Here is a 13,476-nt window from a genome sequence, read left to right as displayed (position 1 = left end):
TATGCTGAGCGTGATTGTTGACGGGCTGTGGCGCGAGGGCGACAAAAGCCTCGCCGTCAGGCTGGTGTCTGAAGACGGCGAAGCGCTGCCGCCGTGGCAGCCCGGCGCGCACATTGACGTCCACCTGCCCTGCGGCGTGGTCCGCCAGTATTCCCTGACCGGGGCCTGTGAGGAAAAGAACTACCTTATCTGCGTGGGGCGGGAAACAGCCTCGCGCGGCGGGTCGCGCTACGTTCACGAGACGCTGCGTCCCGGGCAGAAGCTGATGATTTCCGCCCCGCGCAATCTGTTTCCGCTTGGTCAGGCAGAGCGGGTTTTGCTGCTGGCGGCGGGCATTGGCATTACCCCGCTGTATGCGATGGCCCTGCAGCTGAAGGGGGCCGGAACGCCGTTTACCCTGCATTATTACGTCAAAAACCGCGAAAGCGCGGCGTTTGCGCGCGAGCTCTCGCAGTGCGGTGAGTGCATCATTCATACCGCCAGCCCGCGCACTGCGCTGGGTGAGCATCTTCCGGTGCCGGAGGCGGGATTTCATGCCTGGGTGTGTGGACCTGCGGGTTTTATGGAAAAAGTGAGTGAGGTGGCCACAGCGAAGGGATGGGATGACGCCCATCTTCACAGCGAGGCGTTTCAGCCCGCTGCTCCTGCCGCAGGCGGTGAAACCGGCGAGATCTTCACGGTCAAACTGGCCTCCACCGGCGAGCGCTGGCCGGTGCCTGCGGATAAAACCATCGCCCAGGTATTGCAGGAAAACGGTGTAGACGTGCCGCTGTCGTGTGAAATGGGGATTTGCGGTGCGTGCCTGACGCCGGTGATTGACGGCGTGGTGGATCACCGGGATAGCGTGCAGTCGGAGGCGGAAAAAGGCGCGCCGGACCAGCAGGTGGCGCTGTGCTGTTCCCGAAGCCATTCCGGTGAACTGGTGATTGCGCTGTAAAACGAAAAAACCCTGCGATATTGCTATCGCAGGGTTTTCGAATTTGGCGGAAGCGTAGAGATTCGAACTCTAGAACCCTTTCGGGTCGCCGGTTTTCAAGACCGGTGCCTTCAACCGCTCGGCCACGCTTCCAAAGTGAGGCGCACTATAAACACCTATTAGCGCCTTGTAAAGCAGGAATTTTTCTATTTCTCTATGCCTGCGCAAAACTCATTCAGCCGAGGTGTAAAACGTAAGGCCCGTTCCCCCTCGGCCAGCGTGCGTATGGCTGCTTTTAACGGGAATGAAACCGTCTACTTCTGGTATTTCTCCTACACTTTAAAGGTTCTACCGGTACGGTGAACGTGAAAAAGCCGGATCAATCAGGGCGATGAGGATTCAAGCCTTTCAGCCTGCGATCATGTTGCCTTTAACTGAGGAGTTTGCGGTATGGCATTCGTAACAACGAAAGACGGCGTCAACATTTTCTACAAAGACTGGGGGTCAAAAGAGGCGCAACCCATTGTTTTCCACCACGGCTGGCCTTTAAGTGCCGATGACTGGGATAACCAGATGCTCTTCTTCCTTGCGGAAGGCTATCGCGTTATCGCTATCGACCGTCGCGGTCATGGGCGTTCGGATCAGGTGAGTGAAGGCCACGATATGGATCATTATGCCTCCGATGCGTCGGCCGTGGTTGAAAGCCTGGACCTGCGCAACGCCGTGCACGTCGGCCACTCCACCGGCGGCGGCCAGGTCGCCCGCTACGTTGCACAGTACGGACAACCGCAGGGGCGCGTCGCCAAAGCGGTGCTCGTCAGCGCCGTCCCGCCTCTGATGGTAAAAACGGACGCTAACCCCGGCGGGACGCCCATCGAGGTTTTCGACGGCTTCCGCAAAGCGCTGGCGGCTAACCGCGCCCAGTTTTACCTCGACGTCGCCAGCGGTCCTTTCTACGGCTTTAATCGGGACGGGGCCGACGTTTCGCAGGGCACCATTCAGAACTGGTGGCGCCAGGGAATGATCGGCAGTGCCAAGGCTCACTATGAGGGAATTAAGGCGTTTTCAGAGACCGACCAGACGGAGGATTTAAAAGCCATCAAGGTTCCCGTACTGGTGCTGCAGGGCGACGACGATCAGGTCGTGCCGTATAAAAATGCCTCTCTACTGCAGGACAAGCTGCTGGCGAACAGCGTACTGAAAGTTTATCCGGGCTTCCCACACGGGATGCATACCACCCATGCGGATACGATCAACGCGGACATTCTGGCCTTTATCCGCTCTTAGACGTCACCTTTCTTGTTTTTGCCGGGTCGGCCTATATTTCGCACGATCCACCGTAGGCCAACGCCACCCAAGGGTGGCGTTGTTTATTCCGTTTAACGATTATCCAGCTCGGCGCGAACGTTGTTCAGCCCGGTGGTATTGATGCGATATGGCTGCCCGTTCACGGATCGGATCAGTTTTTTAGTGCGGAGTTTTTTAAAGACGTTAAGCGTGCAGTCGCTCAGCACCAGCCCTTCACGGGTGTAGCACTCAACGGACGTGACGCGGCCAGAACTGTCGCGGACGTGCACAATACGTCCACCTTTGGCGAGAACGTGTAAGGTTCGTTGTTCCTGACGGGATAAATTCATACTGGAAAACCTGTGTAATCATCATGCGTAAAAACGAGCCCACACCTGCAGGTGCGTGCGTAAGGTTTAAGCGCAGCGATAACCAGTCCGTCCTGAAAAGGGCGGGAAACTGATTATCTGATGAAAACATTCTCCAGCATCAAAGCCTCGGTGAGAGATAGCAAGATATTTACGGCGTGAATGATAACGCCTGTTTTATATAGGGGAATAGCGGTTTTTTAAAAATGTGAGCCGGATCGGCCAATGCAAAAGAAAAACCCCAGGTTGACGAGCAACCTGGGGTTTATATTTGGCGGAAGCGTAGAGATTCGAACTCTAGAACCCTTTCGGGTCGCCGGTTTTCAAGACCGGTGCCTTCAACCGCTCGGCCACGCTTCCTAAGTGAGGCGAACTATAAACACCTCGCTGCGTGCTGTAAAGAGCCACGGCATTCGTTCGCTTTAAAAATAGCCAATACGCGTTTAATCGGTTGAATTGACAACGCATTGGCCATTTTCTCAGCACAACATGCAGCGTTCAGGCTTAGTGCTTCTTGATGTACATATCTTTGGTGTAGTAGTACCCCAGCTTATCCGGCGTGAATCCGCCCACCCACGGTTTCACCAGGTGTGTACGCACGTAGTGATAGACCGGGATCGCAGGCACGTCACGCCCTAAAAGATCCTCTGCCTGCTGGTAGAATTTACCGCGCTCTTCCGGCGTTTTCGCTTTCGCCGCGTTGACTAACGCCTGGTCATATTCCGGATTGCTGTACTGGCTGGTGTTTTCACTGTCTCCGGTACGGTAGTTGTTGAGGAACGTCGCCGCATCATCGTAATCCGCAATCCAGGCGTAGCGCACCACGTCAAAGTTGTGGGTGTGCATGGTATCCAGCATGGTTTTCCACTCCTGATTTTGCAGCTTCGCCTCCACGCCGAGATTTTTCTTCCACATTGAGCTGGCCGCGATGGCAATGCGCTGGTGCGATTCAGACGTGTTGTAGAGCAGATTAAAGCGCAGCGGGTGGCTGGCGTTAAAACCGGCTTCGTCCAGAAGCTTTTTGGCTTCGGCAATGCGTTTTTCCATCGGCCAGCTGGCGTAATCCGGGTTTTTTAGCGTGATACCGCCGATATCCGGCTGGCTGACAAGCCACGCCGGGCGCTGCCCCTGCCCTAACACTTTCTCCGCGATGATGTCTTTATCCAGCGCCATGTTCAGCGCCCTGCGCACGCGGGCATCATTAAACGGTGGACGGGTGGTGTTGAACTCATACCAGTACGTGGCAAGCTGTGGAGAAACATCCAGTTCGCTGCCCAGCGTTTTCTTGAGCTGCGCAAACTGATTGATCGGCACCGTATAAACGATGTCGATTTCACCGGCCTTATAGCGGTTCACATCCGCGGCTTCAGAGGTGATGGGCAGGTACGTCACTTTATTGATAACGGTATGCGCGTTATCCCAGTAGCGCGGGTTGCGCTCGGCCACAATGCGCTCGTTGACCACCCACTGCGACAGTTTATAAGCACCGCTGCTGACGAAATGCTCGGGTTTGGTCCATTTATCACCGAAACGCCCAATCAGCACTTTATCCACCGGCACCAGCGACGGGTGCGCCAGCATCGCCAGGAAAGCGGCATTTGGCTGGGTGAGCGTGACTTCAAGCGTAGTGTCGTTGATGGCTTTCACGCCCAGTTTATCGGGCGCTTGTTTACCCTGCGCAATCTCTGCGGCGTTGATGATGTGCATGTTGCCCGGATAGCTGGCGTACGGCGAAGCGGTTTTAGGGTCGACCAGACGCTGCCAGCTCCAGACCACATCTTCTGCAGTAATGGCGGTGCCGTCGCTCCAGGTGATGCCAGGACGCAGATGGAACGTCCAGACGGTATTGTTTTTGTTCTCCCATTTCTCCGCCAGCCGCGGCTGGATCTCACCGTTCGGAGAAACGCTGACCAGCCCTTCGAATAAATCGCTGATAATATTGAATTCGACATCGCTTTCGACTTTATGCGGGTCAAGCGATGAGGGTTCACTGCCGTTGTTCCTGACCAGTTCCTGCTTCTCTGCCAGTTGCGTTCCTGCCGGCACGTTAGCCGCCCAGCTTGCCGTGCTGGTGCACAGTATGGCCGCGGTTAACAACGAGAGTGTAAAGTTAGTGCGTGTTTGTGGTTTCATGTCCTTCGCCTTATTGTCTGTTTTATGACGATCCGGGAATAACTCTTAGCGCCCGCATTGAAATAAGGCAATATTTTTCAGTAACCTATAAGAGGTTGATCTGAATAAAATTCGTAATCCGCTGTTCATCCTGTAGGAAATGATTTTCGCAGAAGAAATAACCAGCATCAGCGCTAACGTGCTGAGTAAAGATGGGTAAAACCACTTTGAGACTGGCGCGCCGTTTCCTATTCTTGCCGTTAATTACATCTGTCATAAGAGAGTGACTCATGGATCGTATAATTACATCTTCACGCGACCGCACATCGCTACTCAGTACCCATAAGGTGCTGCGCAATACCTATTTCATGCTTAGCCTGACGCTGGCGTTTTCGGCGATCACCGCCACCGCCAGCACCGTGCTGATGCTGCCGTCTCCGGGGCTGATCCTGACGCTGGTGGGGATGTATGGTCTGATGTTCCTGACCTACAAAACCGCTGACAAACCGGTTGGTATTCTGTCTGCGTTTGCCTTCACTGGCTTCCTGGGCTACATCCTGGGGCCGATGCTGAATGCGTATCTGTCTGCCGGTATGGGCGACCTTATCGGTATGGCGCTGGGCGGTACGGCACTGGTGTTCTTCTGCTGTTCGGCCTACGTACTCACTACCCGTAAGGACATGTCCTTCCTCGGCGGTATGCTGATGGCGGGTATCGTGGTCGTGCTGGTGGGTATGGTGGCAAACATCTTCCTGCAGCTGCCTGCCCTGCACCTGGCAATTAGCGCCGTGTTTATTCTGATTTCTTCAGGTGCGATCCTGTTTGAAACCAGCAACATCATTCGCGGTGGTGAGACGAACTATATCCGCGCTACCGTGAGCCTGTACGTGTCGCTGTATAACATCTTCGTCAGCCTGCTGAGCATTCTGGGCTTCGCCAGCCGCGATTAAAGCTACAGCAATGTAAACCTGGCCCCGCTTATGCGGGGCTTTGTTTTTTGATACACTGCTGCGGTTTTTGACTGATGCGTGAATGATTATGTTGAGTTTTGAAGGCAAAGAGATCGAGACCGATAACGACGGTTATCTCAAAGAGAGTGGCCAGTGGAGCGAAGCGCTGGCAGCGGTGATTGCGGAGAAAGAGGGTATCGTCCTTTCCCCCGAACACTGGGAAGTGGTGCGTTTTGTGCGCGAGTTCTATCTCGAATTCAACACCTCTCCGGCTATTCGTATGCTGGTCAAAGCCATGGCCAATAAATTCGGCGAAGAGAAAGGTAACAGCCGTTATCTGTATCGCCTGTTTCCAAAAGGCCCGGCAAAACAGGCAACAAAGATTGCTGGCCTGCCTAAGCCGGTGAAGTGCATTTAATAGCGAATACCGAAGTTAACGTACTCCCGACCGGGTTGATGCGGTTCCGTTAAAACCTTATCAACCCGCGCACTTCGCGGCCCGCCCGCTCTCAGCCACGCCACCAGCTTCTCAACCTGTTCTTCTTCACCACAGGCCAGTACCTCTACGCTGCCGTCGTCCATATTACGTGCATATCCCGTTAACCCTAGCTGTACGGCTTCGCGCTGGGTACTGTAACGGAAGCCGACACCCTGAACGACGCCGTAAACCCAGGCGATGGTGCACACGTTTGACATCGTTATTCTCCTTATCCGTCCGGAGCGCAGCCCGCCCCTCTTTCTATTCGAATTCAAAGAATAGCAAATTATGCCGGTTTTTAAATCGTCTCAAAATATGGTATCAAAATAACAGGATAAACAGATGAATTTTAGGAAAAACCTATGCCACCATCAGATTATTTCTTTGAGAAGCTGGAAACGAAAGCCGGGTTAAATTACATATTACGCGCACAGGAAAAAGTGCCGGAAGGTGGAATGTACATCAAGCCACATATGCATCTCGAACATGAAATAATGTGGTTTTACAAAGCCAGAGGCAGCTATAGTATTGGCCGTGAAAAATTCGCTCTCCAGAATAATACGCTTGTCTATGTCAGCCCACTCACGCTGCATGATATGGAACTGGATTTTACGGCAGACCATGAACGTTTTATCTTACAATATGATCATACTGCGCTCAGCAATCTGAAATATCCAGTACCCGCCCTGGAATCACATACGGGTGTCGTTTCCTGCCTGGAGGAAAAGGATGCAGAAAGATTACAATTTATTTTCAAATGGTTCTCAGAAGTCAATGAGACGGCCTATTCTGAAAAAGAAATTAAGCCGTTAATGATTTTGTTACTCAGCACCGTTCTGCAGCATGCCGAAAACGCAACCAAAATCGCCACAGAGACGGATCATCAATCCATCTTTGCGGTTATTATCTCTTTTGTGATCAACCTGGAAACGCAAACCTCATTTACGATGAGTTTGAACGAAGCCGCTGAATCGGTCGGACTCTCACCCAGTCATTTTTCCAGAACGTTTAAAAAAATTATGCAGGTGAGTTTCAAGGAATATCTTCTGCGAAAGAAAATCGCCCTGTCAATACAACTGTTGCGTAATACAGAACTTAGCATCACCGACATTGCTTACAAATGTGAGTTTACAGATGCTGCGTACTATTGCTTCCAGTTCAGAAGGGTTATCGGCGTTACACCTAAAAAATTCAGGAACAGCAATCTGACATCAGAACAGTTAAAAACCGGTCATAACGTGCAGCTTTAAGCGTAAAACCGCGTCGTTGATAAAACTGTGATCGGCACAAATCTACCTGCGCAAAAAAATTATATAAAAGCATCTTTCTCATACATTTTTTTATGCTCTTAATATTTATCTTTTAACCTGAGACTGGCCACTCATTTCGGATTCGTACTCATCCTGATTAAAAGGTATTTATTATGAGAAAAATAGGATTCAAAGAAAAGATTGGTTATGGGTTAGGTGATGGTGCGTCCAATATTATCTGGCAAACGATAATGCTTTTCATGGCCTACTTTTATACAGATATCTACGGGCTAAGCGCTTTTCATATGGGGACCATGTTCCTGGTCGTCAGAGCGTTTGATGCCATTGCCGACGTGTACATTGGCTATCTGGCCGACCATACTCAGACCCGGTACGGTCAGTTCAGACCTTATCTCCTCTGGTTCTCGCTGCCCTTCGGTATTTTTGGTGCCCTGACGTTTTATACACCCGATTTTGGCGAGTCGGCCAAAATTGTCTATGCGTATGTGTCTTATACTGCCCTCTCGCTTTTTTATTCCCTCGTTAACGTTCCCTACTGCGCGCTGATTAATAACATTTCCAGTGATGCAAAAGAACGGGTTTCAATGCAGTCTTATCGTTTTGCCTTCGCTGCTTTAGGAGGGATTATTGTTTCCGTCGTGGCGCTACCGTTAACCAAAATTTTGGGTGAAGGCGATCTACAGAAAGGCTATTTTCTGGCGATGGTGATTATGGGGGCGATCAGCACTATCATGTTTTACTGTTGCTTTGCCATGACCAGGGAACATTACACGAAAGCGGTGGATAAAAAACGTAACTTTCGTGGTATCTATGATGATCTGACTGTCGTGGTGAAAGATCATAACTGGCGCTGTATTTTCAGCCTCAATATTGCAAGCCTTATCGCTGGCATCCTGAAAACGGGCGGAGCCATTTATTTCGTTAGCTACTATCTGAAAAGGCCCGATTTAGTGGGGCTTGTGCTTATTATTATTCTCTGCACCCGATTTCTGGGCGCATTGTCGACAACGCTATTATATAAAAATTATGACCGGGTATTGTCATATAAAGTTTCGTTAATTATACAAGCCATTATCTTAATTATTCTTTTCGCCATTCCTGCAGAATACGTCCTGCCGGTTTGCCTGGTGATCTGTCTGATTCATTTCATCGACGCCAGTTCTGCCCCCCTGCAATGGAGCCTGCTCAGTGACATCATTGATAACGTTGAAAAACAGTCAAACATTTCGCTGAGTGGCTTAGTTTTCTCAACCAATCTTTTCGCTATAAAAATTGGCATTGCGGTTGGCGGTGCCATCATTGGCTGGCTGCTCACCGTTGGCGGCTATGTGGGCAGTGCTGCGATCCAAACCGATCTCGCCATTCTGATTGTGCGGCTTATCTTTACGCTTATTCCCGCTGCTTTTGTCTTCATGATGTACCTCATCATGAGGCAATACCGGACCCATAATGCGTTACAGGCCTGACGTTACCACCGCTATTTTCATAACAGGAATCGAAGATGACCATAATAACTAACCCCATTATCCCAGGTTTTAATCCGGACCCCTCCATTATAAGAGTGGGTGAGGCGTATTACTTAGCAACATCGACATTTGAATGGTTTCCAGGTATTTGTTTGTATAAATCATACGATCTCAAAAACTGGCGGCTGATTTCTCATCCCCTGAAGCGGAAAAGTCAGTTGAACATGCGCGGGAATCCGAATTCCGGCGGAATCTATGCACCATGCCTCAGCTACAATGCCGGAAAATTTTATCTCATTTATACCGATGTCAAAAACGTGACCGGACGTTTCTGGGACCCGAATAACTTTATCGTGACCACGGACGATATCGAAGGTGAATGGTCTGAGCCAACGTATCTCAATAGCAGAGGGATTGATCCCTCACTGTTCCACCACAGTGACGGTACGAAATGGCTTGTGAGCATGGAGATGAGCTACAGGGACGGCGGGGAGGCAGGATTCCCGAAATGGAATGGCATTATCATCCAACAATACGATGAGCAGAAGAGTCGCTTAACCGGCGAGTGCCGTAAAATTTTCGCCGGTACCGCGTTGGGCATCACCGAAGGGCCACACATTTATGAGTTGAACGGCTGGTTCTATTTGTTAGTGGCTGAAGGCGGGACGTTTTATAACCATGGCGTCACGCTGGCGCGCTCCCGGCATCTGTTTGGCCCCTACGAAACCGATCCCATCGGGCAAATGATGACATCTCGCTTTGATTGCCGTTTACCTTTACAGCGCGTCGGCCATGCGGATCTTTTTGATAACGGTCTGGGCGAATGGTTTATTGTGCATTTATGCGGGCAACCGTTGCCCTCAAAAGGACGCAGCCCGATGGGTCGAGAAACCGCTATTCAGCAGGTTTACTGGACGGAGGATGGCTGGCTGCGCTTAACAAATAACAGCATTACGCCAGAATTAACGGTGCAGACGCGCCTGAAAGAACGTCCGTGGCCAACGCCGCCTGCCCGGGATGAGTTCGATACGCCGGAGCTGCCCCTTCACTACCAGTCGTTACGCATCCCCTTAAGCGAGGAAATGTGCACGCTTACGGAAAGGCGCGGATGGTTACGGTTGCGGGGTTATGAATCCCTGAGTTCACAGCACTATCAAAGCCTGCTGGCAAGAAGACAAACCGATTTTATATATACCGCTCAGACATGCGTAGATTTTAAGCCTCACTCTTTCCAGCAGATGGCCGGGCTGGTCTGCTTTTACGACACCACCAACTACGTTTATCTGAACATATCCTGTAACGACGCGGGAGAACGGACGGTCAATTTGATGGTTAATGACCTGAACCGATTCTCCTTACCGACAGGAGAAGGGGTAAAAATTGCCGCAGAAGGTCTGGTTTACCTCAGAGTCTGCGTCAAAGATGATGGTGCTCTTTTTTACTATTCACTCGATGAAAAAAAATGGTTCCCGATTGGGGGTTATGTTGAATACAGCAAACTGTCCGATGAATATTTTAAGGAACGTGGCATAGAGCGCTTCACCGGTGCCTTTGTCGGGATGTGCTGTCAGGATTTCACGGGCGAACATATCCCGGCCGATTTTGACTACTTTGCCTATTTCCCGGAAGATTTTTAGTTAAGGGCGCGCAGAGTGTCCGCAGATGATTGCCACTGGCCTTCTGTGCTACTCTACGCGCCATTTCCATGCAATCGACAGAATAGAAATTATGAGTGTACGTTTAGTGTTAGCCAAAGGGCGCGAGAAGTCATTGCTGCGCCGCCATCCCTGGGTCTTTTCCGGCGCGGTTGCGCGTATGGAAGGTAAAGCCAACCTCGGTGAAACCATCGATATCGTTGACCATCAGGGGAAATGGTTAGCGCGCGGCGCATACTCGCCAGCATCGCAGATCCGCGCTCGCGTCTGGACGTTCGATAAAGATGAAACCATCGATATCGATTTCTTCGTCCACCGCCTGCAGCAGGCTCAGCAGTGGCGTGAGTGGCTGGCAAAACGTGACGGGCTGGACAGCTATCGGCTGATCGCCGGTGAGTCCGACGGTCTGCCGGGCGTGACCATCGATCGCTTCGGCAACTTTATGGTGCTGCAGCTGTTAAGCGCAGGGGCGGAATATCAGCGTGCTGCCCTGATCAGCGCCCTTCAGTCTCTGTTCCCTGAATGCGCCATTTATGACCGCAGCGATGTGGCGGTGCGTAAAAAAGAGGGCATGGAGCTGACGCAAGGGCCTGTTACCGGTGAATTACCGCCTGCCCTGCTGCCTATCGAAGAACACGGCATGAAGCTGCTGGTGGATATTCAGGGCGGCCACAAAACAGGTTACTACCTCGACCAGCGTGACAGCCGTCTGGCAACCCGTCAGTACGTGGCGAACAAGCGCGTGCTGAACTGCTTCTCCTACACGGGCGGTTTTGCGGTGTCTGCGCTGATGGGCGGCTGTGCCCAGGTCGTTAGCGTGGATACGTCACAGGAAGCGCTGGACGTGGCGAAACAGAACGTTGAGCTAAACAAACTGGACCTGAGCAAAGCGGAGTTTGTACGTGATGACGTCTTCAAGCTGCTGCGTAAATATCGCGACCAGGGCGAGAAGTTCGATGTTATCGTCATGGATCCGCCTAAGTTTGTGGAAAACAAAAGCCAGCTGATGGGTGCATGCCGCGGGTATAAAGATATCAACATGCTGGCTATCCAGCTGCTGAACCCGGGCGGGGTTCTGCTCACGTTCTCCTGCTCCGGCCTGATGACCACAGATTTATTTCAGAAAATCATCGCCGATGCCGCAATAGATGCTGGTCGTGATGTACAATTTATAGAGCAGTTCCGTCAGGCGGCCGATCATCCGGTGATCGCTACCTACCCGGAAGGGCTGTATCTGAAAGGGTTTGCCTGTCGCGTCATGTAACTTGAAAAGAGAAATATTGCCCTCACATCGTGTGTAAGTAATGTTTCCCGGGAGGTGACTATGATTGCCAGCAAATTCGGTATCGGCCAGCAGGTCCGCCACACCTTGCTTGGGTATTTGGGTGTGGTCGTGGATATCGACCCGGAGTATTCCCTTGACGAACCGTCAGCCGACGAGCTGGCGGTTGATGCAGAGCTTCGTGCCGCGCCCTGGTACCACGTGGTGATGGAAGGTGACGACGGGCAACCCGTTCACACCTACCTCGCTGAGGCGCAGTTAAGCAGTGAGCTGCAGGATGAACATCCGGAGCAACCCACGATGGATGAATTAGCGCAGACTATCCGCAAGCAGTTACAGGCGCCGCGCCTGCGCAACTGAGCGTGTAAAAAAAGCCCGATAATCGGGCCTTTTTTTTACTTAGCCAGCCCCAGCCGGGGGATTTCAATCGCCGGGCATCTGTCCATAACCACCTGTAAACCCGCCTCGCGCGCCAGTACGGCAGCCTGTTCATTGATGACGCCCAACTGCATCCACAGCGTTTTCGCACCAATGGCAATCGCTTCCTGCGCGACACCCCATGCCGCCTCGGAATTACGGAACACATCTACCATGTCCACTTTTTCCGGTACATCGTTAAGCGTGGCGTAGCCCTGCTGGCCTAATAACGTCTTTCCCGCCACTTTTGGCGAAACGGGGATCACGTGATAGCCCTGATCGAGAAGGTATTTCATCACGCGATAACTTGGACGATCCGGTTTATCGCTGGCGCCCACCAGCGCAATAGTGCGCGTGGATGTCAAAATCTCGGCAATATCATTCTCTCTCATGCTTTTTCTCCTGGCTTTTTTCAAAGTGTACGCCAAAGCGCACATCTCAACCATTCATCCCATACAGATGTATGAGGGCAAAACGGTGATTTATGTCTATATGTTAGTAAACGTGATTATCGAAAAATTTTGATACATTCTTGCGGGTATAATTTTCAACTGGAGTCAACTATGAAAACCGGCATCGTCTCTGCTGTGATTGCGTTAGTGATGCCGGTTTGCGTTTTTGCAACCACGCTTCGGCTCTCTACTGATATTGACCTGCTGGTGCTGGACGGAAAAAAAGTCTCCAGTTCATTATTGCGCGGCGCAGAGAGCATCGAACTGGATAACGGGCCGCATCAGCTGGTGTTTCGGGTAGAAAAAACGATCGGTCTTGCGAATCATGAACAACGGATGTACATCTCTCCCCCACTGATTGTCAGCTTTAATACCCAGCGGGTCAGTCAGGTAAACATTACCCTGCCGCGGCTTGAGAGCGAAAAAGAGTCCGTCGCTTTCGACGCCGCGCCGCGCGTTGAGCTGCTGGATGGGGATTCGATGCCGATCCCGGTGAAGCTTGATATTCTGGCGCTAACCACCTCGCCAAAAGGCACGGACTACGAGGCCGCAACCGAGTCTTATAACAAAGCGGGTAAACGCGCCTCTCTTCCGCAGTTTGCCACCATGATGGCCGACGACAGTACGCTGTTATCCGGTGTTTCAGAGCTGGATGTTATACCGCCTCAGTCCCAGACGCTGACGGAGCAACGCCTGAAATTCTGGTTCCAGCAGGCCGATCCCGATACGCGCGCCCGCTTTTTGCAGTGGGCAAAACAACAACCTTCGTCGTAAGCCACATTTTTTACGCCTTTCTCTTGCAGCATCAGGCGGTTCCCGTCA

General features: G+C 51.7%; 14 protein-coding genes and 2 tRNA genes. 10 read left to right on the top strand and 6 right to left on the bottom strand.

The features are described from left to right. The first annotated feature begins 1 nt into the window (after position 1). Entirely contained in the window at positions 2 to 937 is a 936-nt protein-coding gene (locus tag EXW94_RS00995; RefSeq protein ID WP_254797800.1) for a PDR/VanB family oxidoreductase, read from the top strand. Positions 938 to 981: 44 nt separating this feature from the next. On the opposite strand, the gene EXW94_RS00990 is transcribed toward EXW94_RS00995, so the two are convergent. Next, positions 982 to 1,069: transfer RNA gene (locus EXW94_RS00990), tRNA-Ser, on the bottom strand. 297 nt (positions 1,070 to 1,366) lie between these two features. Here EXW94_RS00990 and EXW94_RS00985 point away from each other — a divergent pair. Further along, positions 1,367 to 2,203, top strand: a complete 837-nt coding sequence (locus EXW94_RS00985) for an alpha/beta fold hydrolase (protein WP_174339311.1) — start codon at positions 1,367 to 1,369, stop codon at positions 2,201 to 2,203. Positions 2,204 to 2,295: 92 nt separating this feature from the next. Here the strand turns inward: EXW94_RS00985 and EXW94_RS00980 are convergent, their stop codons facing one another. The 3 genes from EXW94_RS00980 to EXW94_RS00970 form a co-directional block, all read right to left on the bottom strand. Continuing rightward, the gene (locus EXW94_RS00980; RefSeq protein ID WP_028019199.1) at positions 2,296 to 2,553 is read right to left on the bottom strand and encodes a YjhX family toxin; all 258 of its coding nucleotides are present in this window, start codon (positions 2,551 to 2,553) and stop codon (positions 2,296 to 2,298) included. A gap of 290 nt (positions 2,554 to 2,843) precedes the next feature. Next, positions 2,844 to 2,931, bottom strand: a tRNA-Ser gene (locus EXW94_RS00975). Positions 2,932 to 3,075: 144 nt separating this feature from the next. Further along, the gene (locus tag EXW94_RS00970; protein ID WP_120158494.1) at positions 3,076 to 4,704 is read right to left on the bottom strand and encodes an ABC transporter substrate-binding protein; all 1,629 of its coding nucleotides are present in this window, start codon (positions 4,702 to 4,704) and stop codon (positions 3,076 to 3,078) included. A 269-nt stretch (positions 4,705 to 4,973) separates the two neighbouring features. Between EXW94_RS00970 and yccA the strand changes: the two genes are divergently transcribed. Both yccA and tusE read left to right on the top strand, forming a co-directional pair. After that, positions 4,974 to 5,633 carry an FtsH protease modulator YccA gene (gene yccA / locus EXW94_RS00965; RefSeq protein ID WP_108416034.1) on the top strand — a complete coding sequence of 220 codons (660 nt, stop codon included), beginning with the start codon at positions 4,974 to 4,976 and terminating at the stop codon, positions 5,631 to 5,633. 88 nt (positions 5,634 to 5,721) lie between these two features. Further along, entirely contained in the window at positions 5,722 to 6,051 is a 330-nt protein-coding gene (tusE, locus tag EXW94_RS00960) for a sulfurtransferase TusE (protein WP_010429378.1), read from the top strand. Here the strand turns inward: tusE and yccX are convergent. Continuing rightward, the gene (gene yccX / locus EXW94_RS00955) at positions 6,048 to 6,329 is read right to left on the bottom strand and encodes an acylphosphatase (RefSeq protein ID WP_174339310.1); all 282 of its coding nucleotides are present in this window, start codon (positions 6,327 to 6,329) and stop codon (positions 6,048 to 6,050) included. The two genes, tusE and yccX, sit on opposite strands and share 4 nt — an antisense overlap. Positions 6,330 to 6,473: 144 nt before the next feature. On the opposite strand from yccX, the gene EXW94_RS00950 reads away from it, so the two are divergent. The 5 genes from EXW94_RS00950 to hspQ all read left to right on the top strand — a co-directional run bounded on the left by EXW94_RS00950 (position 6,474) and on the right by hspQ (position 12,145). Further along, positions 6,474 to 7,361 (top strand): AraC family transcriptional regulator, encoded by an 888-nt coding sequence (locus EXW94_RS00950; protein ID WP_089598382.1) that lies wholly within the window; start codon positions 6,474 to 6,476, stop codon positions 7,359 to 7,361. Between the two features lie 173 nt (positions 7,362 to 7,534). After that, positions 7,535 to 8,848 (top strand): glycoside-pentoside-hexuronide (GPH):cation symporter, encoded by a 1,314-nt coding sequence (locus EXW94_RS00945; protein WP_174339309.1) that lies wholly within the window; start codon positions 7,535 to 7,537, stop codon positions 8,846 to 8,848. A 35-nt stretch (positions 8,849 to 8,883) separates the two neighbouring features. Continuing rightward, on the top strand, positions 8,884 to 10,485 hold the full coding sequence (locus tag EXW94_RS00940) for a glycoside hydrolase family 43 protein (RefSeq protein ID WP_174339308.1): 1,602 nt from the start codon (positions 8,884 to 8,886) through the stop codon (positions 10,483 to 10,485). 91 nt (positions 10,486 to 10,576) lie between these two features. Then, positions 10,577 to 11,767, top strand: coding sequence for a 23S rRNA (cytosine(1962)-C(5))-methyltransferase RlmI (rlmI, locus tag EXW94_RS00935; protein WP_174339307.1), 1,191 nt, complete (start codon positions 10,577 to 10,579; stop codon positions 11,765 to 11,767). Between the two features lie 60 nt (positions 11,768 to 11,827). Next, positions 11,828 to 12,145, top strand: a complete 318-nt coding sequence (gene hspQ / locus EXW94_RS00930; RefSeq protein WP_010429359.1) for a heat shock protein HspQ — start codon at positions 11,828 to 11,830, stop codon at positions 12,143 to 12,145. Positions 12,146 to 12,180: 35 nt separating this feature from the next. Here hspQ and EXW94_RS00925 read toward each other — a convergent pair whose 3' ends face one another. Then, a complete protein-coding gene (locus EXW94_RS00925) occupies positions 12,181 to 12,594 on the bottom strand; it encodes a CoA-binding protein (RefSeq protein ID WP_010429357.1) in 414 nt (137 codons plus the stop codon). Positions 12,595 to 12,765: 171 nt separating this feature from the next. Between EXW94_RS00925 and EXW94_RS00920 the strand changes: the two genes are divergently transcribed. Next, on the top strand, positions 12,766 to 13,428 hold the full coding sequence (locus EXW94_RS00920; protein ID WP_174339306.1) for a DUF2057 family protein: 663 nt from the start codon (positions 12,766 to 12,768) through the stop codon (positions 13,426 to 13,428). Positions 13,429 to 13,476: the final 48 nt, after the last annotated feature.

Origin of the sequence: Enterobacter sp. JMULE2 (genome assembly GCF_013337145.1) — a bacterium.
GTDB lineage: Bacteria > Pseudomonadota > Gammaproteobacteria > Enterobacterales > Enterobacteriaceae > Enterobacter > Enterobacter mori.
The sequence above is the reverse complement of the archived record's forward strand: the minus strand, read 5'-3'. Positions and strand labels throughout refer to the sequence as shown.

What these genes read in the sequence shown, in the direction of transcription:
- EXW94_RS00995 (WP_254797800.1), top strand. Translation starts at nt 2, where the DNA reads ATGCTGAGCGTGATTGTTGACGGGCTGTGGCGCGAGGGCGACAAAAGC.
- EXW94_RS00985 (WP_174339311.1), top strand. Translation starts at nt 1,367, where the DNA reads ATGGCATTCGTAACAACGAAAGACGGCGTCAACATTTTCTACAAAGAC.
- EXW94_RS00980 (WP_028019199.1), bottom strand. Translation starts at nt 2,553, where the DNA reads ATGAATTTATCCCGTCAGGAACAACGAACCTTACACGTTCTCGCCAAA.
- EXW94_RS00970 (WP_120158494.1), bottom strand. Translation starts at nt 4,704, where the DNA reads ATGAAACCACAAACACGCACTAACTTTACACTCTCGTTGTTAACCGCG.
- yccA (WP_108416034.1), top strand. Translation starts at nt 4,974, where the DNA reads ATGGATCGTATAATTACATCTTCACGCGACCGCACATCGCTACTCAGT.
- tusE (WP_010429378.1), top strand. Translation starts at nt 5,722, where the DNA reads ATGTTGAGTTTTGAAGGCAAAGAGATCGAGACCGATAACGACGGTTAT.
- yccX (WP_174339310.1), bottom strand. Translation starts at nt 6,329, where the DNA reads ATGTCAAACGTGTGCACCATCGCCTGGGTTTACGGCGTCGTTCAGGGT.
- EXW94_RS00950 (WP_089598382.1), top strand. Translation starts at nt 6,474, where the DNA reads ATGCCACCATCAGATTATTTCTTTGAGAAGCTGGAAACGAAAGCCGGG.
- EXW94_RS00945 (WP_174339309.1), top strand. Translation starts at nt 7,535, where the DNA reads ATGAGAAAAATAGGATTCAAAGAAAAGATTGGTTATGGGTTAGGTGAT.
- EXW94_RS00940 (WP_174339308.1), top strand. Translation starts at nt 8,884, where the DNA reads ATGACCATAATAACTAACCCCATTATCCCAGGTTTTAATCCGGACCCC.
- rlmI (WP_174339307.1), top strand. Translation starts at nt 10,577, where the DNA reads ATGAGTGTACGTTTAGTGTTAGCCAAAGGGCGCGAGAAGTCATTGCTG.
- hspQ (WP_010429359.1), top strand. Translation starts at nt 11,828, where the DNA reads ATGATTGCCAGCAAATTCGGTATCGGCCAGCAGGTCCGCCACACCTTG.
- EXW94_RS00925 (WP_010429357.1), bottom strand. Translation starts at nt 12,594, where the DNA reads ATGAGAGAGAATGATATTGCCGAGATTTTGACATCCACGCGCACTATT.
- EXW94_RS00920 (WP_174339306.1), top strand. Translation starts at nt 12,766, where the DNA reads ATGAAAACCGGCATCGTCTCTGCTGTGATTGCGTTAGTGATGCCGGTT.